This is a genomic window from Sphingobacterium sp. ML3W, assembly GCF_029542085.1.
Taxonomy (GTDB): domain Bacteria; phylum Bacteroidota; class Bacteroidia; order Sphingobacteriales; family Sphingobacteriaceae; genus Sphingobacterium.
The window spans coordinates 3626688-3646808 of sequence record NZ_CP107036.1; the positions used below are offsets into that span (position 1 = coordinate 3626688).

The following is a 20121-nucleotide window of genomic DNA, read 5'->3' on the forward strand; positions in this document are numbered from 1 at the left end:
CGTTCAGCTCCAACAGAAACAACATGCATTGCCACTGATTATGAGCCACTTTGGTTATCATTTTCAATTTCAGTTTGGTTATTTACAGAAATGTTAAAATCTGTTAAATAAATGTAAAGAATAAAAAATATAAAAAAAAGAAAATTCTTAATTTAAATCACAACACACTATAAATCAAGTTATTGTATTTAATACACTAAGTCAAACATCCATATTTCTGTTACAAAGGAAAGTTGAGAAAATTTAGTTTATCTGCTTCCCGCTCAATATCAAGTCGGAATGTCAAATATTCGCCAAATACATTTAAATCCGCTAAAAGGTACTTATATTTGTTTTGATGAATGTAAGTAGTTTATTAGAACGGGCGCTCCGATTTGAGTTCCTTTCCAAGGAAGAGGGTGTTTTTTTATATCAGAATGCACCCACAGCTGATTTGACTTTCGTAGCCAATGAATTGCGCAAGATACAAGTACCACATGGCAAGGTAACCTGGCAGATCGACAGGAATGTCAATACGACCAATGTCTGTATTGCAAACTGCAAGTTCTGCAATTTCTTTCGTCGTCCCGGTCATGAAGACAGTTACATCACCGATATCGAGAGTTACAAACAGAAGATCGAAGAAACATTTAAATTCGGTGGCGACCAACTTTTGCTACAGGGAGGACACCATCCGGATTTAGGTATTGAATTCTACAAAAATCTATATAGACAGTTAAAGGAACTTTACCCTACACTGAAACTCCATTCACTCGGTCCACCGGAAATCGCCCATATTTCTAAACTGGAAAACATGAGCCATATCGACGTGTTGACTCAATTGAAAGAAGCAGGTCTTGATTCTTTACCGGGAGCCGGAGCCGAAATTCTCAATGACCGTGTCAGACGTTTGATATCCAAAGGAAAATGCGGTGGCAAGGAATGGCTCGATGTGATGCGTGCGGCGCACAAAATCAATCTGCCTAGTTCCGCTACCATGATGTTTGGGCATATTGAAACCATCGAAGAGCGTTTCGAACATCTTGTATGGATTAGAGAAGTGCAAGATGAAAAACCGGCCGATTCTTATGGTTTTATAGCCTTTATACCTTGGCCTTTCCAAGATGATGGCACATTATTAAAAAGACTCCGCGGCATTACCAATGATGTTACCAGTGAAGAGTATATCCGTATGATCGCTTTAAGCCGAATCATGTTACCAAATATCAAAAACATCCAGGCATCATGGCTTACGGTTGGAAAACGCACCGCCCAGTTATGCTTGCATGCTGGTGCCAACGATTTTGGATCCATCATGATCGAGGAGAATGTCGTTTCGGCAGCAGGTGCTCCCCATCGGTTTACCTCCAGATCAATACAAGAAGCTATTCTGGAAGCGGGTTTTGAACCGCAATTAAGAACCCAAAAATATGATTTCAGAGAACTGCCTGCGCACATGGTCGAACAAGTCATTAACTATTAATACCCTACATTGAAAGACGTCATTAGAAATATTGAAGCAATTATTTTTGCTTCTGCAGAAGGAATAGATCTTGCCGATATCAAACAGATTCTACAAGAAGCCTTGGCTATTGAATTATCGAAAGAAGAGTTGCGTGAATTAATCAAAAAGATTGAGGACAAATATCAGGATGAAGATCAGGTATTGGAGTTACGGTATATCAATAATTCGTATCAGTTTCTGACCAAAGCGGTCTATCACGAGGCGATACAGCAATTACAAAATCACAACAACAAACGCAAGCTCAGTCAATCGGCTTTGGAAACACTTGCCATTATCGCATACAGACAGCCGATTACCAAACTGGAAGTTGAGCAGATCAGAGGTGTCAGTTGTGATTATTCTATCCAAAGACTACTGGAAAAGAAACTGATCAAAATAGCTGGAAAAGCCGATACAATAGGCAAACCATTGTTGTACGCTACCAGCCAACAGTTTATGGATCATTTCGGAATCAATGGTGTTCGTGATCTTCCGCAGCTAAAAGATATCGTTACGGAAGACAATGCAATTGGCGAAACAAATGAGTAAATAAAATAAAATAAATTTTTATTTTTAAAAAACAATTCAACATACTGATTAGCAGAAAAATAAAGGGCTATATTTTTTTTAAAAAAAGTTTTAAAAAATAGTTTTCTTCTCTAATTTTACAACATTGAATAAGCAACAATAAAGTATTATTTTATGAACACGGCAATATTAGCTAACGAAGATCTTGAAGAAGTAAAATTCGCGTCTTTCAATGGACCTGATGACGACGATGATGATTTCGAAAACGATGATTTCGAAATTCCTGAAATTGAAGGATTGGATGACTTCGACGATGATGATGAGTTTTAATATTTAGTGCTATATAACACTACCTATCAAAACCAGAGAATCATTAAAAAAAATAAGGCGTTCAATTTGATTGAACGCCTTATTTTTTTTACCCACCGATTTATTTCGCCTGGTCGATCAGCTTATGCAATTCCATCTTTGGGATCATCCCACTCTGGCGCCACAGCTGTTGACCATTTTTAAATAATATAAAAGTAGGTACTCCACTTACTTTATAAATGGAAGCAATTTTTGGATTCTTATCCACATCTATTTTTATAATCGATAGATCCTCCTGATAAAATTCCTTTACATCCTGTAACACCGGCACCATCGTCTGGCATGGACCGCACCACGTCGCAAAAAAATCCACTAAAACCAGCGAATTTGATTGAATAATCTGGTCAAAAGTTGCCATTATTAATTCTCCTTTATTTCATCTTTCAATGCCTTATATCCACCCTGAATATTGCACACGTTTTTAAATCCTTTGGCACGCAAAATAGAAACGGCAACCGCACTGCGATAACCCGATTGACAATGCACATAAAGTGGCTTATTATCTTTTTCTAGCGTGTTACCAAAATTAATGAAATCCGTCAAGGGAATGTTCATTGCATTGTCAATATGTCCCTTATCAAATTCTTTCACTGTCCGTACATCCACAATATGACCTGGATCTGATCTTTCTCCAAATCTTCCTGCGCTTAGGTTTGTGACAGAATCTACAGGTTCCCGTTCTTTCCAGCGGTCTATACCACCGTCCAATATACCGATAACACCTGCATAGCCCAATTGCGCTAGACGCTCTGACACCACTTTATGGTCTTGCTCCTCAGCAACAATTAAGAGCTTTTGGTTTTTATCAGGGACAACCTGCTTTAGGAAAATATCAAATGGTCCCTTAAAACCTACATTGATCGATCCTGGAATGAAACCCTTTAAGAAATCATCACCTGACCTTGTATCCAAAACCACCACATCATGCTGTTTACGCAGTTTTCTAAATTGCTTCAAGGCAAGTAATGGTAAATCAGCTGTGGTATAATGTGATTCTTTTTGCTGTAGATTTGATTTTGCATTAGCTGGCAGAGCACCAGGACATATAAAGACAGCCCCTATCAATGCGGCTACTAAAATTCTGTTCATCTTATTTGCTATTTAAAGGGGATAAGTAATTTTTCCAATTCAGTTATTTTACCATTATAGATATTTAAATCAACATTTCCACGAATACCTGCCACAGAGCCTTTTTCTGAAAATTGCCAAAATGCCCAATGCTCTTTTGGATTTTCAATCCAAAAATTATAGTTCGCGATCCAGAGGGTATAGTTTGCGAATTCCTTTTCTAAAAAATCACTATAGAATTTATCTCCGGAGTATAGGATAGGTTTGACTTTATAATGTGCTTCCACCTCCTCGAGCCAACGTTTCAATCCCACTTTCAGGCTATCCATAGATTGCTGTTTCGGATGCTCCTCAATATCGAGTACGGGGGGAAAATCTCCTGGATGGAGCTGAACCTTACGGATAAAATTTTTAGCCTGTTTGACCGAATTCTCATTTGGCCGAAAATAATGGTATGCACCCCGTAAGATAGCCCGGTTACGTATTTTGGACCAATTTCGGCTAAATTTATCATCTATACCCCTCTCCCCCATCGTCGCCCGGATAAATACAAAGTCGATGGGAAATTGATCGTTGATCGTATTCACTTTCTGCCAATCGATATCATCCTGATAAGTCGAAACATCAATACCAAATACCTTGTCATCATGCTTACTCATGATTTCGATATTACGGATATCATACTTAGCCTCCTTTGTTAAAGATTTATTTTTGGATGTTGCCACACGGAAGTAATATATTATTCCGGCTTTATAGTGCCATGCAACAAGAAATAAGAAAAATATAAACATCCCCACGATCATCCATATCCATTTGGTTTCGCGAGGTTGCTGTTTCTTCCCACTCCCTTTTGTTCTTTTTGATTGCTGTTGCGCCATACGATGATGAAGTTACGGGAATCACAATTAACTCGCAAAGTTTTCATAACAATTTATATTTTTGTATATGATCGTATACAACCCTAAAGATTGGCTGTCAGCAACTTTCAAATTGCATAAATCAGACACCTTTAACAAGCTGTTACCTTTTCTTATTTTAATAGCTGTCTACTCCTGGGCTATAGCCTATCTCGAATTGGAATATCTCAAATTAAATGAAAGAAGCTGGGTTAAAAACATTACCATCGTCCATAACCTGTTGGGTTTTGTGATCTCCTTACTGTTGGTATTTAGAACCAACTCGGCCTATGACCGTTGGTGGGAAGCACGTAAACAATGGGGTACATTGACCAATGTCAGCCGGGCCTTTGCCTATAAGCTCAACGCCATGCTCGATGCGGATGACAAGGTCAATCGCAGTTTCTTCCGAAAAACTATACCCTTGTTTGCGGAGACCCTATATGATTTTTTGCGATCTGACTACACCAAGTTTATGCTCGATGAAAACGAGCATCCCGAACTTACGGCGTTGGACAGCAAGAAGCATGGTCCAAATCAGGTTTCCAATATGATTTTTCAGAAGATAAACGATCTTTACAAAGAAGGAATTGTCAGTGGAGACCAATTGATTATACTCAATGAGGAGATTGTCTCCATGACCAATGTATGTGGAGCCTGTGAACGGATAAAAAATACGCCAATTCCATTAGCTTATAGCGCGTTTATCAAGAAGTTCATTATCTTCTATACAATGACACTTCCTGTAGGCTATGTTTTTTCGATCGGATATTTTGTTGTCGTCGCCGTTCCGTTTATTCTATACGTATTAGCTTCGCTTGAATTGATCGGTGAATCCATTGAGGAGCCTTTTGGTATAGATCAGGATGATCTACCGATAGATAAAATAGCTGCCAATATCAAAAAACACTGCCACGAGATTATTCCGGCATAGCATTTTTAAAATAATCTTGCTCATTTTCAAACCATAAGACATTGCTGCAAAAATAAGTTTTGCAAATCTATTCAGAATTTCTACTTTTGTCGCGGAGAGTTGGCAGAGTGGTCGAATGCGGCGGTCTTGAAAACCGTTAACTGTCACAGGTTCGGGGGTTCGAATCCCTCACTCTCCGCAGAACAAGCCTTTCAGAAATGAAAGGCTTTTTTCGTTGTATTCGGATTCGAACCAAAAGGGTTGGCCGGGGTTCGAACTTTATCATCGCGGATTATAGCAAGGGGATGTGTGACGTGATAAATCCCTCACTCTCCGCAGAAAGATCCTTCATCGAAAGATGAGGGCTCTTTTATTTTACAGACAAGTTGATAGAAATTTACACTTATTCATAATCTGGTATATTTTTGTCGAGGATGATATTTCGACTGATTGTTAGCTTACCCGATTCTATTATTGGGAGAACTCTCCCTGAGCCACCACGATTTTCAGCAGTCTCTTTTTTCACAATTGATCCCTCGTGATCGAATAAAAGATTGATTTTGCCGTCTAAGCTATTTGTAATTTTTTAAAAAAATCATTCAATAAAAACCTGATATCCAGGAACATTTTTGGCATAAATCGTCCAAATGGTACATTAAACGAAGAAAAATGTAAAATAAGTTTTGTAAATCTGTTCAGAATTTCTACTTTTGTCGCGGAGAGTTGGCAGAGTGGTCGAATGCGGCGGTCTTGAAAACCGTTAACTGTCACAGGTTCGGGGGTTCGAATCCCTCACTCTCCGCAGAAAGATCCTTCATCGAAAGATGAGGGATCTTTTATTTTAAAGACAAGTTGATTCGAACCAGAAGGGTTGGCCGGGGTTCGAACTTTATCATCTTCCCCTACCGTCTCTCAGGATAACAATTAGAAGATTTTTCGATAAAAAACCTGAGTTCTTTCATTCAGATATCCAGGTACTTTTTTGTAGATTTACAGTATTAACCGATTAACTTTTATGGAGTCACCTAAATCCAAATATTACCTTACAGCAAAGAAATTCTGGAAGACAGTTGTAGACATTGAGAAAACAGCAGATACCTCACACTTACAACAACAGATCGAATTTCATAGACGCTTGTTAAATATATTTCAAGCAGGAAATTTCTATTATTTAGTGTTCAACATGTATACTGGGGATGTCGAGGTCATCAGCGAAGAATGCCAAAACCTGATCGGCTATAAACCAGATGAGCTTTCTATTCCATTCCTCATGGAACGTATCCATCCTGATGACAAACCCTATTTTCTCAACTTTGAATATAAAGTCGTAGAGTTTTTTAAGAGTTTACCTTATGAAAAAATAAAAAGCTATAAAGTCCAATATGATTTCAGGTTCAAAAGAAAAGATGGACACTATATCAGGATCTTGCATCAGGCTATTCAGATAGATTATGATGAAAATAACTTCTACCGGACACTCTCTCTGCATACCGACATATCGCATATAAAACAAGAAGGAAAACCCTGTTTCTCACTTATTGGACTTGATGACGAACCTTCTTTTTTTAATATTCAACTCGATCAAGCGTTCACAAAATCCTATGATATGTTTACAAAGCGAGAGCGAGAAATTTTAAAATGTATCGTTGAGGGCAAAATGAGCAAAACAATTGCAGATGAGCTGTGTATCAGTCTTCACACAGTAAACACGCACAGGAAAAATATTCTTGCTAAAGCTGGCCTAAAAACACCCGTGGATCTAATAACCAAGGCGATAAAGGAAGGCTGGTTGTAGGTTAGCGCCTACTTTCAATCAAACAATGTCGGAGTCCGATCTTTCTTTTCCAGATCAATAAGAATAGACTTATTTTTCAGGCCGCCTGCAAAACCAACGAGTTTCCCAGATCCACCGATGATCCGATGGCAGGGTACAATAATGGATATCGGATTTTTGTTCAATGCACCACCGACTGCGCGTACAGCTTTGATATCGCCAAGCTGACGCGCCAGATCCCCATAGGTTCTTGTCTGGCCATAAGGAATAGTGAGCAAAGCTTCCCACACCTTAAGCTGAAAGGGAGTTCCCTTCATATCCAGCGGCAGGTCAAAAACAGTGCGCTTGCGATCAAAATATTCCAAAAGCTGTTGCTGAGCGAGTAAAAGTAATGGCGCATGGTCATCTTTATCTGGTTGAGATAACTTTGTCCGGGTATAGTCTTCACCTTCCCACAATACAGCAGTAAGACCACGTCTGGTCGCCACAAGCCTTATGCTCCCTACCGGTGATAGGATATCTGTATAGACAAGTCCTTTATCCTGCTCCATATTTTTTATTGGCAAGTTACTAATCTTTTTTATTTCATTTCCCTCAACGAAAATACGTTCCTCAACAATCTCCCCTAACTGACTACCTATGTTATACAACCGCCACGACCACTTTATCTCTGCTTCACCTTTTTGCGATAGTTACTACCAGAGAAGACAAGTTCTCAACCTTAGAAGTTAGTATCACTACAACACTATTATTAGCACTAGCAAATCTTGGTCTATCATCTTCTATTAGGCAATTCTTTAACCTATTGTAATTGAACCCTCTAAAAAAAATCAAAGAAAAAAACGGCTCCCATTGTCAAAAAAAATATGGAATAGTTCTCTCTTGGGCATCATATCAATGTGTATGAACAAGAGTTATAACCTAAAGACAAAGCATCATGGCAGAATTAAACCAAAAAACACAAGAAAGCGGAAAGAAAAAAATTAGAAGCCGAAAAATGGCCCCAAAGGTAGATCTGACAGCAATGGTAGACCTTGCTTTTCTTTTGATCACCTTCTTCATGCTAACCACAACCCTAAACAAACCCGCAGCAATGGATATTGCCATGCCAGACAAAACAAAAGGCGAGGCTACACCACCAGTACTCATTGACGAAAACCGGACAGCGACATTGATCCTTGGGGATGGAAAATTTATGTGGTATCATGGCGACTTCAAGAAGCCCATTGCCGCTTCCGAAAAGCCAAGCGATATAGAAAAGACATTACCGCAAGTGCTCGCGCAATTGAAAGCAAAGATCAGTACCCTGCCCAACAACAAGGATATGATCGTACTGATCAAGCCGAGCAAAGACGCTAGAACGAAAGATGTGATCCATACAATTGATGAGATCAAACATCAAAACATTACACGCTATGTCATTGGTAAAACGCAAGAAGAAGAGGAAAAACAATTATTGGCTTCCATTCAGTAAAATACGAAAGGGAAAGCACCAATAGCAATGAAAATTGACTGAAGTTCTTTCTGATCAATAAACCGAGCGTAACGAGTTCATTGATGCCTGAATGAAAAATACGAATCAATAAAAACAGGCAATTCAGAAAAAAAAGCCTATGTATTCAATATTCCAAACAGGACTGTAGCGATCCGAGCATAATCAAAGACAAAAGGGTCATTCCAAAATTGAATGGCCCTTTTGTCTTAGCGTTCAGTATTACAATCTATTATCTTTTGTCCAGATTTTCCCAATAGCGTTCCACATTCTCCTTCACTTCATTAGGCAAAGAAGCGTAGTTGTCCGAATAGGAAGTCTTAGTATATCCATCCTCCGCATCTGCGCGCAGACGATAAAATTGTCCCTTATATAAAACCAAAGCAATACAGCTCAGCTGCTTTTCGACATGATCCTTAGGATGTCTCGAATAGATAAACACCGCATCCAATTTACCATCTTTGTCAGCATCAAAGAATGCTTTTCTAGATTCCCACACCGAAGTAATAATACCATCTTCAACGATAGTTTCCTCCACAACAGGTACCCACATACCATCTTTTCGCTGAAATTGCTGAGCATATAGTTTATCCGGATCTGCTCCGCGTTCCTCTTTTGAAAAAATGATATAATTATCTTCCTTTTCGGTCTGAATATGCTCCACCTGCAGCACACGTTTGCCTTTAAATGGAAAACCCGAAGATTCAAAATTTTCTTTGTTGACTGTAATATCGGTGATTTGTGCCTGCGCGGTGTAACATCCCAGCAGCAGCAGGACAAAAAAAGTGTATTTTCCCATGTGTTTTCCCTAAATATCTATTCAAATTACTGACAATAAAAGAAAAATCCAATATTTTTAACACACATCTTTACATCAACCTGATTCAATTCTCCTATATTCTCGCTAAATTTATCCTATTCATAAACCGTGCAACAGCTACAGATGAGGTATCCGTTTCACAAAAGCAGGCATTAAACCCATGAAACAGGACATTCAAACCATCGCGGACATAAAAATATTAGTCGATCAGTTTTACAGCACAGTTCGTCAGGACAATCTCCTAGGCCCTATTTTTCAGGAACGTATTCAGGACAATTGGGGCTTACACCTGGAAAAAATGTATCGCTTCTGGCAGACGATCTTACTAGATGAACATACCTACTTTGGCAGTCCATTTCCACCCCATATCCCCCTCCCCATTGAGGCAAAACATTTCGATCAATGGCTCCTTCTGTTTGAAGCGTCCGTCGATCGGCTATATACAGGTGAAAAGGCTGACGAAGCCAAAAGGCGCGCACAAAAAATGGCACAGATTTTCCAGTTTAAAAAAGAATATTTTAATGCCAATCCAAAAAAGAAACCCCTGATATAAGGCATTTCGTATTCCAGGTTAGATATGCAGTCTCACTTCATTTTCCACTAGCATTCCAGATAAAGTCCCCCCCCCAGTATCCCATAGGCTCATTATTTTAGCAGTCGCCATTCTCTTTTTTTGTAACAAAAATTGTTTATCACAAGCACGAAAACAAAAATATAACACTAAAAATCAATTAAATACAAGTAAATAACAAATTTTAACATTTTTAATTCTACAAAATGTAGAATAGGTTCTATATTTGTAGTATGAATAAATTATCAGCGACTGAAGAACAATTGATGGGGTACATCTGGGACATGAAAAAGGCCTTTATGAAAGACCTTATGGAAGCCTATCCTGAACCCAAACCTGCTCCGACGACGATTGCGACATTATTAAAACGAATGACCGAAAAAGGAGCCATATCGTATGTATTATATGGCAATTCACGTGAGTATTATCCGTTGTTCGACAAGGACAGTTATTATCTCGCACACGTCAATGATATTGTTGAAGCGTATTTTGATAATTCAGCGTTAAAATTCGCTTCCTTTTTTACAAAACAATCGCAATTGAACAAGGAGCAATTGGAAGAACTGAAAAAAATAATTGATTCAGAAATTAAAAACAAAGCGACATGATTATCTATTCGGGAAAATTGATCGCCTGTTCAGGCTTACTGTATCTGGTATACATTTCTCTTCTGCAACAGCATAAGCTATTGGCATTTAACCGGTTTTATCTGCTTGCCATTATACCTATCGCTCTTTTTGCACCATTGGTGCAAACTGCTCTGCCGTCATTTATCCCTGATTTTTTTCATTTTAATAGGGTTCAACCGGAAGTCGTTCCAGAGCATATGGAGCTTGCCATCACAGCCCCTGCAGCCGTCCCTCAGGAATCGTTGATATCAACCAACACAGCTATTTTCCTTGCCTATCTACTGATTGCGATTGTACTTTTGATTAGGTATATAGTAAGCTATAAAAAGTTTTCATCCTACATCGGTCGCGCATCAGCAACAAACAATCCTTCAATTTATAGTATTCATGGCCTTAAAACTCCCTTCTCATTTTTCAGACGGATCTATGTACCCCGTGGCGCATATTTACAAGGAGAGATTGAGGCTTCGATTATCGCTCATGAACAGGCACATGTAGACCAGCGACATTCCATAGACGTGATGCTCATGCAGTTCATGCGCATTGTATTATGGTTCAACCCCATGGTTTACCTGATCGACAGGGCTGTTCGACAAAACCACGAATACCTGGCAGACGATGCCGTAGTACAGGTTTATGAACGCGCCAGTTACCAACATCTGATTATCCAGTGGAGCATGTCCTCCCCCGATATAAACGCATTACCGGCCAGTAATTTTAATTTTTTAACAACAAAAAAACGATTAATTATGTTACAGAAAAGAACGAACAGTGGTAAGCTCCTGCTGATGCCTGCGCTTACCTTATTGCTGACAACAGCAATAAGCCTGTTGTTTTCGACTCATGTCGAAGCACAGAAAACAACGCCGGCCAAAACAGAAAAAACTGAGTCTGCGAAACCGGCCAAGACTCCCCCCACTTCCAAAAAACCGGATGCCCCAAAAGCGGTATCTGAACGGCCTAATCCGCCCAGAAGAGAAAGAGCTCCCGCAATGGAACCCAAGAAAAATGCTGCTCCAAAAGAAGAAACAATACGCTTTCCAGAACCCCAAAAAACAGGTGGAAACAGCAAGAAAACAATGAAAAATAAGCCGCCAGTACCTAAAGAGGTAAAATTCGATGCGGCACCCAAAGTGGAAGAGGTGTATGTTGAAAACGTAAAATTTCAGGAACCTAAACGGATCAATGTAAACGGTAATGCGAATAGAAATGCTACCGATAATGGCACCTCCGGCGGAAGTTCAAGTGAAAAGCATCGGGAACCTAAACGGATAACTATGCGTGGAACGGCGAATGTGAGCACTGTCACATCGGTAAAAGCAAACAATGTTCAAGTCAATGATCCCAAAGCTGTTTCGATAGTAAAAACAGGAACTGCTACATCCGGATCGGCAAAGGTAACAGAAATTAGGTCGGCAGAACCAAATACTATAACGAATGTAAACGTGCGTTCTACTAGTACCATCAGCTCCGAAGCAAAGGAAAACAACGGAAAACAAGCCGCCAAAATTGTACTTCGCGGTGAACCGGCAAATAAAACAAACTCATCCAAGTAACAGGAACTGATTTCAAGTAAAAAACTAATTTCAAGTAAAACTTGATCTTACCTTGGATTTTAACGAAAAAAAAACAAAAAGAGGAATCTAGGTTCCTCTTTTTGTTACTATAAATTTAAAGAATACCAAAACACAGGTAAATAGCTGACGAAAGTAATATTTATCCTAAATTAAACATAACCTTCCCCAATTGTCTTTTTGATCAGCTGCATGGGAGTCTTGACTCCCGCCTTAGCTAAGATATTTTTACGGTGAGTATTGATTGTATGAATACATAGGCACAAACAGTCTGCGATCTCCTGACTATCCATACCATCAACTATTCCTTTTAACACCTCTTTTTCACGCACATTAAAAAACATCTTCCCAAAAGATACAGCCATCGCATCGGAATTATATTCAGTGAGGGCTCACTATACAATCCGATAATCGAACAACTTGGTTTGCCTCTCTTTTGCAAATGTAAGAGAAAATGGTTATATCGGTTTTATTTCTGACTAACAAATGGGTTATTCAATTGTTTAATCAGTTTGTGATGCATTATCAGTTACAGCTCCAAGATTGAGTATAGCAATTGTCTCTATTTTTTCTCCTCACATATTTCTACATTAGGATCAATTTAAAAATAAAAAATCAGAAAAATATGCCAACATAAAATTAATCATCTTTTCTGTTTCATGGCAAATTGTTTATTTAAAATAGAGTTAATATACAGCTAATATCCTCAGAATACCTTTGCGGTATGAGAAGAAACCCAATTACAATCCTGAGTTTGCTTTTGTCAGTGGCAATAGCTGGCTGTAAAGACAACGATAAAATCGGAGATGGTGGAGAGAATCCGCCAGTGGAAAATTTAGAAAACTATTCGAAAGAACCCGCTTTTGTCTTTGGCATGCCAGGTTTTGAAAATTTAAAGATCACCACCCTGATCTCAAGTTCAGATAAATTATCCGGTAGTCCCGAATTCGTATTCGCTGGTCAACCCGATGGCGCTGGATTTATGAAGGATGACAAATCAGATGGTTTCCTGATGATCAGTAACCACGAAATCACGCAATCGGTATCCCGTGTTTATCTCGATAAAAACTTCAAACCAATTAAAGGCGAATATATCATGGATGGTACTGGCGGTAGTACCAGACTTTGTTCGGCTACGCTTGCCACACCTGAAGAGCATGGTTTCTCCGCTTTTCTAACAGCGGGCGAATCGGGCGAAGAGAGTATGGTTCATAAGCTGGATCCGCTGGGATCTGTAGCCCAACGCTCGGACAAAAACCGTGTTAAACCGGCTTTAGGAAAAGCTTCCATGGAAAATGCGGTACCACTTCCAAAAGACGTATCCAATGGCAAGACCTATATCCTGATCGGAGAAGATCAATCGTACGGTTCAGACCATCAATCTGCCGGCCAATTGATCCTTTATATCGCTGATCAACAAGGTGACTTGGATAATGGCAAGCTATACGCCCTAAAGCGTAGCAATAATGACTATACCGAAACGAATATGAAAAAGGGTGGTTCTTATGATGTCGAGTTTGTCGAAATTCCAAATGCCAAAAACAAAACTGGTAAAGAAATCAACCAAGCTAACATAGACAACAAAGCCATTCGTTTCTCCAGAGTAGAAGATGTGGATTACCGTAAAGGTGCTGGTAATGGACGTGAAGTCTATTTTACCGCAACAGGCCAGTCGGGTGACGGCAAGACCCCAACAGAAGGATTAACAATGTGGGGCCGGGTCTATAAATTGAATATGGACTCTAAAGATATGCTGAAGGGTAAATTGGAAGTTATTGCTGAGGGAGATTCTGATCCGGGAAATAACCTGATCAATCCTGACAACCTATGTGTAACTGAGAACTACGTGTATATACAGGAAGATGGTGATTCTTATTATACTGATGCCAAACACGATTCTTATATCTGGCAATACAATATGGCGACCAAGACCTACAAGCCTTGGTTAAACATGAAACATGAGCGCAATAACACAGATTGGCAAAAAAATTACAACCAAAGTGGCAACCTCAATAAATTTGGTTCATGGGAATTTGGTGCGATGACAGATGTTTCCAAATTGGTCGGCATTCCAAATACCTTTGCTGTCAATATCCACTCCCACACTTGGCGGAATGATAAATTTGCCAACGCTGATGGATCCGGAGCTGTTACCAACAAGGAAGGTGGTCAAGTCGTTCTTATCCGTAACGTACAACGATAATTTTACTAAAAATCAACATTAATACCCAACAAGGGTATCCCTTCACTGCGAAAGGATACCCTTGTTGTTATTTTATTCAAACATAAAAAATAGATGAAATATTGGCTTGTGAGCGGTCTGATAGCAATTGTATTATTCGCTATCATGTGTAAAGGAAATCATACGACAGATCCTCAAGATCTACCAGATATCAGACAGCGGGTGTTAACGATCAATACCACATTTGATAAACAGATTGACCAACAGATCGCCAACGTCGAAAATAATAGCATTGACCAACAGCTGCAACAGGGATTTGATCAGTTGCGGTCCACGTACAAATCCATGGAATGGGCAGTTGGCTATTTTATGCCCGAGACCGCCCGTTTTTTGAATGGCCCCAATCTAGACGAAATTGAATTGGAAGAAAATGCCGTCATCGAAGCCGAAGGTTTGCAGACATTGGAGGAATATTTCTACCCCAGCTATCAAAAGGAAGAAAAACAACAGATTATTCGATTTTTAAAGAAACTAAAAAACAAATCCCTGACGATCGACACTTATTTTGAGGTCAATACCTTATCACTCCCCCAACTCATGGAATCATTGCGCAACCAGATATTTCGGATCACTACCTTAGGGGTTACGGGCTTTGACACCCCGATCTCGGGTAAAGGTCTCATCGAATCAACTCATGCCCTCAATGGCGTAGCTGATGTGTTGGCGATGATCAAAGAGCAGGTCAATCATCCTGAAGAGATTGAAAAGATCCTGGTTTTAATCAACAGGACAAATAGCATCTTGGGCAAGAGTGCAGATCGAAATCAATTTGACTACCTCAGTCTAATGGATCAACATTTGAATAAAATTTCCGATGCACTGCATCAGTTTCGGCAATTGGAAAATATCCCATCCTTGAATGTCAATCACCCTATTTCGCCCGAAGCCTCCAATTTATTTAGCAAAGACGCCTTTAATCCGGATTTTTTTGTTCCCTCAGAACGACAAAAAATGAGTTCCGAAAAAGTTGTTTTAGGAGCCAAGTTATTTCGGGACAATATCCTTTCTGGTGACCAGAGCAGATCCTGTATTTCCTGTCATCACGCAGACAAGGCCTTTGCAGACGGACTCAAAGTGCCAACTACCCTATCGGGTGCAAAGATGGATCGCAATACCCCTTCCCTTTCCTATAGCAATTATCAACATGGGCAATTCTGGGATATGCGTCGTGAGGATCTTGAAGGACAGAGCGTGGACGTTATCACCAATAAGGATGAGATGCACGGATCCATGCTGGAAATTGCCAACCGTCTGAATCAACATAAGGTCTATACAAAAGAATTTAACAAGATTTATAAGACCGATACCGTTGAGAATTGGCAGGTACAAAATGTATTGGCTAGTTATGTCCGCTCGCTGAGTACATTCAACTCCCGGTTTGACCGCTATATGCGGGGCGAGTCACAGCTACTGACAGCAGATGAGAAAGCAGGCTTTAACCTCTTTGTCGGCAAAGCCAAATGTGCTACCTGCCATTTTGTTCCACTGTTTAACGGGACTGTGCCGCCTGAATATGCCAAGACCGAATCCGAAGTATTGGGCGTGGCCACAGACTATCGTAATAAGCAACTGGATCCAGACCGAGGCAGAGGACGCTATCATGAGACGGTCCACCAATTGCAATACTCCTTTAAAACACCAACTATCCGCAATATCAGCAAAACGGCTCCTTACATGCACAATGGAGGTTATGTTACCTTAGAGCAGGTCATGGACTTTTACAACAAAGGCGGTGGTCAGCAGTTTGGCTTTAAGCTGGACAATCAGACCCTACCGACGGATACATTAGGTTTAACAGCTAAGGAAACAGCCAAAATTATTGCATTTCTTAAAACATTGGATGACGTACCCAAAAGCAGTACAGTCCCTTCTCAAAAATAAAAGGTTGGACAACAACCATCAACTACACAAAGAAGCCGCATGAGTGGGGAACTCATTGCGGTTTCATCATTAACCTATGATAAAAAACATATACTTAGGAAAAGTAGTTATTAGTATGATGGTCGAGTCCAGCGATTGTCCCAAAATATTTCAAAAAATTTATAAGAGTCGAACAGAAGAGTAACATAAATAAAAAAGACCGCAAGAACGGGTAATTCAATGCGGCTATAACCAAACTAAGAATAGATAATTAAATATCTGTGTCAATAGTAAGGCGGTTCAGAATCGCGATTGTCCAAAAAAATAAAAAACTTTTTTATTACCTTAGATTCATAAAATGAACAAGAAAAACCAGCTTGTTTTTCATTAACTATAGGAATACATATATGAAATCGTATGCACTTGTTTTAGCAGCAGGCCTGCTTCCCTTTGTGGCATTAAGTCAAAAGATAGTCGCACCCGGCAGCCCGGATATCAATACCAAGTATATAAAACCGGAGAAGTCACTTTACACGGTATACTATGTCAAAGATAACAACTGGGACAAACAAGGAACAATTACTTATGATATTGTTGCGGCCAACAATCAATTGAGCCTGACAAGTTCTTATACCCCCAAAGACAATGCCTGGGTCACAGCGCGTACCAGCGTCGTGGATGGAAGCACACTAAAATCCATCAGCTATGCCAGTGACGCCAAGAAAACAAAATTAAATCTCAACTTTGGGGAGACCATCACTGGTAATTATTATTCCAAAGAAACAAAAAAAGATAAAAAGCTGAATTTACGTTCTACCGAACCATTTATTGACTTCAACTGGACAGACCATCTGATGGGAACACTTCCTCTGGATGTCGGATATAAGGCACGGATCCCCCAATTTTACTACAATGACGAATCCAATGTTCAGGTGGAATACTATACGATTAAAAAAGTCAAAAGCTATAGCTATGGCTCTCCGAAAACGGGCAAACATGACACCTGGTTAATCACGCTATTGGAAGAAAATACGGGTGCAATCTATAATTATGTCGTGGATAAGAAAGACCGGCGACTCTGGCAGCGAGAAATGTCCATGGGCAATGGTAAGTGGGAAATTACAGTCAACGAGGAGCTCGATTACCAGCCGATCAAAAACCGATTTAACAAAGGGCAGGCTATTCAGCAGATATCCAATGGTAATAGCGTAATCATCGGCACCGCTTATGCACGGTCAAGCTCTGGCAAAAGGCTGGCGGGTCTAGTCAATACAGCGAAAAAACAATATGCGCCAAAAGGAACGGAGATTATGCTTTTTCCAAATTCGGCATACTATGAAGAATGGCTTGAGGTAAACAAAAAGATCCGAAAGCAAAAGAAAGTTGCAGAGGTCCCGCTGGATCCCGATTTTGGACATTCCGTCAAACACGCGAAGGTTTATGATGATGAGGGACACTTTGAATTTGCTGAATTAATGCCTGGCAATTACATTATTATGACCAGCTTTGATTTTTCCAACTCCTATAATTATTCCTATGTATCGGGGTATACTAATTATTATAACTATTGGGGTTATACCGGATCTACCACAAATTACGGAACAGCTAGGTCATCCTATATTGACAAGGCGAATATAGAGAAACGCATCACCATAGATAAGGACGGCGAGAAGAAAGAAGTGAATTTAAAGGAAATGTAACAGAAACATAAAAAGCCGTACAAATGGGGAATTTGCTGCGGCTTCACACTAACCTATGAAAAACGTATTCTTTGTAAAAAAATCTATACTTATAAGACGGTTAAGAGCCAATTTTCCCGAAAAAAAATAAAAAAATCAAATTGTTTATTTTCTTCTATGCCGTTCCAAATAATTATCTAGGCTGAAGGGAAAAATTCGGTTTGTTCCCAATAAAAAACAAGCACTTGCACCCACCCAGACCGAATAGTTGAAAGTGACTTTGATCCCAAAGGACAGCATCATCGTCAATGCAAAAATTGTCAGCAACCCTCCAGACAACAGCGCTACCAAACGTGTCCGATAGCCGATCAAAAGCAAAATTCCCAAAACTACTTCGAGTACCGTAGCTCCGATTGCTAGTACATTCCCCATGGAAGCAGGCGCAAAAAAATTAAGCCGATTGGAATAAGCGACAAAATTTGCCCAGTTTCCCCATGAAGCATTCGCCGTGCCGGGTGCTCCCCAAAAACCCAAACGATCCGCCACCGCAGATAAAAAGGCTGTTGCCACAGCCAGACGAACAAAAAATTGACTATACATATGCTTTAATTTTAATGATCAAATATAAAGCAACAATAATCGTGTCAACTTAAACCAGTTTAAGAAATCAATTGACCAAGAACAATAAGGCCGCCAGTACATCGGGTACTGTGCGGCCTTAAACATCAATTAATACGAATAAGAATTTATATGGTGTATCTCTCCATTAAATTGTGATACACTATTTAAACAACAACCGAATTGTCAAATAGTCCCAATAAAATTTTCAATTACTTATACCACACCGGGTCAAACTAGGATTTACGTCTAAATCCTTAGTCACATCAATACAAACATTTGATGCGCTACCACTTCTCTGATCCGTCTCCAATTAAACGAGTAGCCATCATTAAAAAAATACATCAGGTGGCTAAAGTACTCCTGTTTTCTCCATACAAGCTTTCATACGCTGATACGTTCGCTCAATATCATGATCCAGTCCGATAGAAAAGCGGATCAGCCCATCCGAGATCCCCATACTTACACGTTCTTCCTCAGGAATTTCAGAGGACGTCGAACTGCCCGAGCAGGAAAATAAGGTCTTATAAAATCCAAGGCTTACCGCCAAATAACCTAAGTTCTCCTTTTGCATCAGTTCCATTAGTTTATTCGCCTTATCCGTAGTTCCAGCATCCAGCGTCAATATCCCACCAAATCCATATTCAGTGTGCATCATACTTTTTAGCAGTTCATGATGTTTGTGGGAGGACAATCCTGGGTACGAAATCCGTAGTCCGTCCCGTTCAAAGCGTTCGGCGAGATACAATGCGTTGTAACTATGCTGCTTCATCCGGATATGGAGTGTCCTTAGATTTTTAAGAATACTGGCCGCACGGAGGCTATCCATTGTCGGACCGAGCAACATGCAGGCGCCCGAATTGACATTTTTGGTGTCGTTGATAAATTCCTGCGGTCCACAATAGACTCCACCGACTGTATCACTGCTACCATTAATAAATTTTGTCAGGCTATGAATCACAATATCCGCTCCCAGTAGCTTCGGTGAAACAGATAGCGGTGAAAAGGTATTGTCGACCACAAGTTTTAGATTATATTTCTTACAGATTGCCGAAAGCTTCCTTAAATCTGCGACTTCCAATAGCGGATTGCTGACACTTTCACAATAGATCACTTTCGTTGTCGGACGTATTGCTTGTTCGATTGCATCGAAATTGCTGATATCGACAAAGCTGGTATCAATTTGAAATGGTGGCAAGAAATTTTTCAGAAAAGCATAAGTCCCCCCATAAATGGTCCTGCTGGAAACAATATGGTCACCACTTTTACAGAGTTGCAATAGTACAGTTGTAATAGCCCCCATTCCCGAAGCTGTTACATTGGCTGCCGCTGTATTTTCCAGCTTCGCCAATGCCTGCGCAAGATATAGATTCATAGGTGACGAATGCCTTGAGTATAAGTAACATCCATCTGCGTTCCCTTCAAAGGTATCAAACATGGTCTTAGCCGAAAGGAAGGTATAAGTAGAACTATCCGATATCGACGGATTTACACCACCGAATTCTCCAAAATATTGCAAATCCTGTATTTCATTTGCTGCATTAAAATCTTCCATAATTTTTTACTTATAAAATTGGGCTATTTTAAATTTTATAACAACATTTT

At 39.8% G+C, this 20121-nt stretch carries 20 protein-coding genes and 2 tRNA genes; 14 read left to right on the top strand and 8 right to left on the bottom strand.

The window, feature by feature from the left end; translation table 11 throughout:
- The first annotated feature begins 337 nt into the window (after positions 1–337).
- The 3 genes from mqnC (at position 338) to OGI71_RS15425 (ending at position 2341) form a co-directional block, all read left to right on the top strand.
- Positions 338–1462: a cyclic dehypoxanthinyl futalosine synthase gene (gene mqnC, locus OGI71_RS15415; protein WP_282250117.1), complete on the top strand. Its 1125-nt coding sequence runs from the start codon at positions 338–340 to the stop codon at positions 1460–1462.
- Positions 1463–1471: 9 nt separating this feature from the next.
- A complete protein-coding gene (scpB, locus tag OGI71_RS15420; protein WP_282250119.1) occupies positions 1472–2032 on the top strand; it encodes an SMC-Scp complex subunit ScpB in 561 nt (186 codons plus the stop codon).
- A 153-nt stretch (positions 2033–2185) separates the two neighbouring features.
- Positions 2186–2341 (top strand): hypothetical protein, encoded by a 156-nt coding sequence (locus OGI71_RS15425; protein ID WP_167457266.1) that lies wholly within the window; start codon positions 2186–2188, stop codon positions 2339–2341.
- 100 nt (positions 2342–2441) lie between these two features.
- Here OGI71_RS15425 and trxA read toward each other — a convergent pair whose 3' ends face one another.
- The 3 genes from trxA to OGI71_RS15440 are packed head-to-tail and all read right to left on the bottom strand — an operon-like array spanning position 2442 to position 4326.
- Positions 2442–2738: a thioredoxin gene (gene trxA / locus OGI71_RS15430; protein WP_282250122.1), complete on the bottom strand. Its 297-nt coding sequence runs from the start codon at positions 2736–2738 to the stop codon at positions 2442–2444.
- Between the two features lie 2 nt (positions 2739–2740).
- Positions 2741–3469 (bottom strand): rhodanese-like domain-containing protein, encoded by a 729-nt coding sequence (locus OGI71_RS15435; protein ID WP_282250124.1) that lies wholly within the window; start codon positions 3467–3469, stop codon positions 2741–2743.
- An 8-nt stretch (positions 3470–3477) separates the two neighbouring features.
- Positions 3478–4326 carry a GH25 family lysozyme gene (locus tag OGI71_RS15440; RefSeq protein ID WP_282250126.1) on the bottom strand — a complete coding sequence of 283 codons (849 nt, stop codon included), beginning with the start codon at positions 4324–4326 and terminating at the stop codon, positions 3478–3480.
- Between the two features lie 67 nt (positions 4327–4393).
- On the opposite strand from OGI71_RS15440, the gene OGI71_RS15445 reads away from it, so the two are divergent.
- From OGI71_RS15445 to OGI71_RS15460, 4 genes are all read left to right on the top strand, one after another.
- The gene (locus OGI71_RS15445; protein ID WP_282250128.1) at positions 4394–5278 is read left to right on the top strand and encodes a bestrophin family ion channel; all 885 of its coding nucleotides are present in this window, start codon (positions 4394–4396) and stop codon (positions 5276–5278) included.
- 93 nt (positions 5279–5371) lie between these two features.
- Positions 5372–5456 (top strand) — tRNA-Ser (locus OGI71_RS15450).
- Between the two features lie 518 nt (positions 5457–5974).
- Positions 5975–6059 (top strand) — tRNA-Ser (locus OGI71_RS15455).
- A 213-nt stretch (positions 6060–6272) separates the two neighbouring features.
- Positions 6273–7052, top strand: a complete 780-nt coding sequence (locus tag OGI71_RS15460) for a LuxR C-terminal-related transcriptional regulator (RefSeq protein ID WP_282250130.1) — start codon at positions 6273–6275, stop codon at positions 7050–7052.
- A gap of 14 nt (positions 7053–7066) precedes the next feature.
- Here the strand turns inward: OGI71_RS15460 and OGI71_RS15465 are convergent, their stop codons facing one another.
- Positions 7067–7582, bottom strand: coding sequence for a methylated-DNA--[protein]-cysteine S-methyltransferase (locus OGI71_RS15465; protein WP_282250131.1), 516 nt, complete (start codon positions 7580–7582; stop codon positions 7067–7069).
- Between the two features lie 386 nt (positions 7583–7968).
- Here OGI71_RS15465 and OGI71_RS15470 point away from each other — a divergent pair, with 386 nt between their 5' ends.
- Entirely contained in the window at positions 7969–8505 is a 537-nt protein-coding gene (locus OGI71_RS15470) for a biopolymer transporter ExbD (protein ID WP_282250132.1), read from the top strand.
- Between the two features lie 250 nt (positions 8506–8755).
- Here the strand turns inward: OGI71_RS15470 and OGI71_RS15475 are convergent, their stop codons facing one another.
- Complete coding sequence (locus OGI71_RS15475) at positions 8756–9322, bottom strand: hypothetical protein (protein WP_282250133.1); 567 nt, start codon at positions 9320–9322, stop codon at positions 8756–8758.
- Between the two features lie 181 nt (positions 9323–9503).
- On the opposite strand from OGI71_RS15475, the gene OGI71_RS15480 reads away from it, so the two are divergent.
- The 3 genes from OGI71_RS15480 to OGI71_RS15490 all read left to right on the top strand — a co-directional run bounded on the left by OGI71_RS15480 (position 9504) and on the right by OGI71_RS15490 (position 12099).
- Entirely contained in the window at positions 9504–9896 is a 393-nt protein-coding gene (locus OGI71_RS15480; protein WP_282250134.1) for a group III truncated hemoglobin, read from the top strand.
- A gap of 251 nt (positions 9897–10147) precedes the next feature.
- Positions 10148–10522, top strand: coding sequence for a BlaI/MecI/CopY family transcriptional regulator (locus tag OGI71_RS15485; protein ID WP_282250136.1), 375 nt, complete (start codon positions 10148–10150; stop codon positions 10520–10522).
- Complete coding sequence (locus OGI71_RS15490; protein WP_282250138.1) at positions 10519–12099, top strand: M56 family metallopeptidase; 1581 nt, start codon at positions 10519–10521, stop codon at positions 12097–12099. Before OGI71_RS15485 ends, OGI71_RS15490 begins: the two co-directional genes overlap by 4 nt.
- 170 nt (positions 12100–12269) lie before the next feature.
- On the opposite strand, the gene OGI71_RS15495 is transcribed toward OGI71_RS15490, so the two are convergent.
- Positions 12270–12482, bottom strand: a complete 213-nt coding sequence (locus OGI71_RS15495; protein ID WP_282250139.1) for a helix-turn-helix transcriptional regulator — start codon at positions 12480–12482, stop codon at positions 12270–12272.
- A gap of 359 nt (positions 12483–12841) precedes the next feature.
- Here OGI71_RS15495 and OGI71_RS15500 point away from each other — a divergent pair, with 359 nt between their 5' ends.
- The 3 genes from OGI71_RS15500 to OGI71_RS15510 all read left to right on the top strand — a co-directional run bounded on the left by OGI71_RS15500 (position 12842) and on the right by OGI71_RS15510 (position 17919).
- Positions 12842–14320, top strand: coding sequence for a hypothetical protein (locus OGI71_RS15500; RefSeq protein WP_282250140.1), 1479 nt, complete (start codon positions 12842–12844; stop codon positions 14318–14320).
- A gap of 93 nt (positions 14321–14413) precedes the next feature.
- Entirely contained in the window at positions 14414–16240 is a 1827-nt protein-coding gene (locus OGI71_RS15505; protein WP_282250141.1) for a cytochrome c peroxidase, read from the top strand.
- A gap of 386 nt (positions 16241–16626) precedes the next feature.
- Entirely contained in the window at positions 16627–17919 is a 1293-nt protein-coding gene (locus OGI71_RS15510) for a hypothetical protein (protein WP_282250143.1), read from the top strand.
- Positions 17920–18063: 144 nt separating this feature from the next.
- Here the strand turns inward: OGI71_RS15510 and OGI71_RS15515 are convergent, their stop codons facing one another.
- Both OGI71_RS15515 and OGI71_RS15520 read right to left on the bottom strand, forming a co-directional pair.
- Positions 18064–18498, bottom strand: a complete 435-nt coding sequence (locus OGI71_RS15515) for a DoxX family membrane protein (protein ID WP_282250144.1) — start codon at positions 18496–18498, stop codon at positions 18064–18066.
- 370 nt (positions 18499–18868) lie between these two features.
- The gene (locus tag OGI71_RS15520; RefSeq protein WP_282250145.1) at positions 18869–20071 is read right to left on the bottom strand and encodes an aminotransferase class I/II-fold pyridoxal phosphate-dependent enzyme; all 1203 of its coding nucleotides are present in this window, start codon (positions 20069–20071) and stop codon (positions 18869–18871) included.
- Positions 20072–20121: the final 50 nt, after the last annotated feature.

Coding starts and splice junctions, on each gene's coding strand:
- trxA (WP_282250122.1), bottom strand. CDS start 2,738: ATGGCAACTTTTGACCAGATTATTCAATCAAATTCGCTGGTTTTAGTG.
- OGI71_RS15515 (WP_282250144.1), bottom strand. CDS start 18,498: ATGTATAGTCAATTTTTTGTTCGTCTGGCTGTGGCAACAGCCTTTTTA.
- OGI71_RS15470 (WP_282250132.1), top strand. CDS start 7,969: ATGGCAGAATTAAACCAAAAAACACAAGAAAGCGGAAAGAAAAAAATT.
- OGI71_RS15465 (WP_282250131.1), bottom strand. CDS start 7,582: ATGGAGCAGGATAAAGGACTTGTCTATACAGATATCCTATCACCGGTA.
- OGI71_RS15520 (WP_282250145.1), bottom strand. CDS start 20,071: ATGGAAGATTTTAATGCAGCAAATGAAATACAGGATTTGCAATATTTT.
- OGI71_RS15510 (WP_282250143.1), top strand. CDS start 16,627: ATGAAATCGTATGCACTTGTTTTAGCAGCAGGCCTGCTTCCCTTTGTG.
- OGI71_RS15490 (WP_282250138.1), top strand. CDS start 10,519: ATGATTATCTATTCGGGAAAATTGATCGCCTGTTCAGGCTTACTGTAT.
- OGI71_RS15435 (WP_282250124.1), bottom strand. CDS start 3,469: ATGAACAGAATTTTAGTAGCCGCATTGATAGGGGCTGTCTTTATATGT.
- OGI71_RS15445 (WP_282250128.1), top strand. CDS start 4,394: ATGATCGTATACAACCCTAAAGATTGGCTGTCAGCAACTTTCAAATTG.
- OGI71_RS15425 (WP_167457266.1), top strand. CDS start 2,186: ATGAACACGGCAATATTAGCTAACGAAGATCTTGAAGAAGTAAAATTC.
- OGI71_RS15475 (WP_282250133.1), bottom strand. CDS start 9,322: ATGGGAAAATACACTTTTTTTGTCCTGCTGCTGCTGGGATGTTACACC.
- OGI71_RS15460 (WP_282250130.1), top strand. CDS start 6,273: ATGGAGTCACCTAAATCCAAATATTACCTTACAGCAAAGAAATTCTGG.
- OGI71_RS15500 (WP_282250140.1), top strand. CDS start 12,842: ATGAGAAGAAACCCAATTACAATCCTGAGTTTGCTTTTGTCAGTGGCA.
- mqnC (WP_282250117.1), top strand. CDS start 338: ATGAATGTAAGTAGTTTATTAGAACGGGCGCTCCGATTTGAGTTCCTT.
- OGI71_RS15480 (WP_282250134.1), top strand. CDS start 9,504: ATGAAACAGGACATTCAAACCATCGCGGACATAAAAATATTAGTCGAT.
- OGI71_RS15505 (WP_282250141.1), top strand. CDS start 14,414: ATGAAATATTGGCTTGTGAGCGGTCTGATAGCAATTGTATTATTCGCT.
- OGI71_RS15485 (WP_282250136.1), top strand. CDS start 10,148: ATGAATAAATTATCAGCGACTGAAGAACAATTGATGGGGTACATCTGG.
- OGI71_RS15440 (WP_282250126.1), bottom strand. CDS start 4,326: ATGGCGCAACAGCAATCAAAAAGAACAAAAGGGAGTGGGAAGAAACAG.
- OGI71_RS15495 (WP_282250139.1), bottom strand. CDS start 12,482: ATGGCTGTATCTTTTGGGAAGATGTTTTTTAATGTGCGTGAAAAAGAG.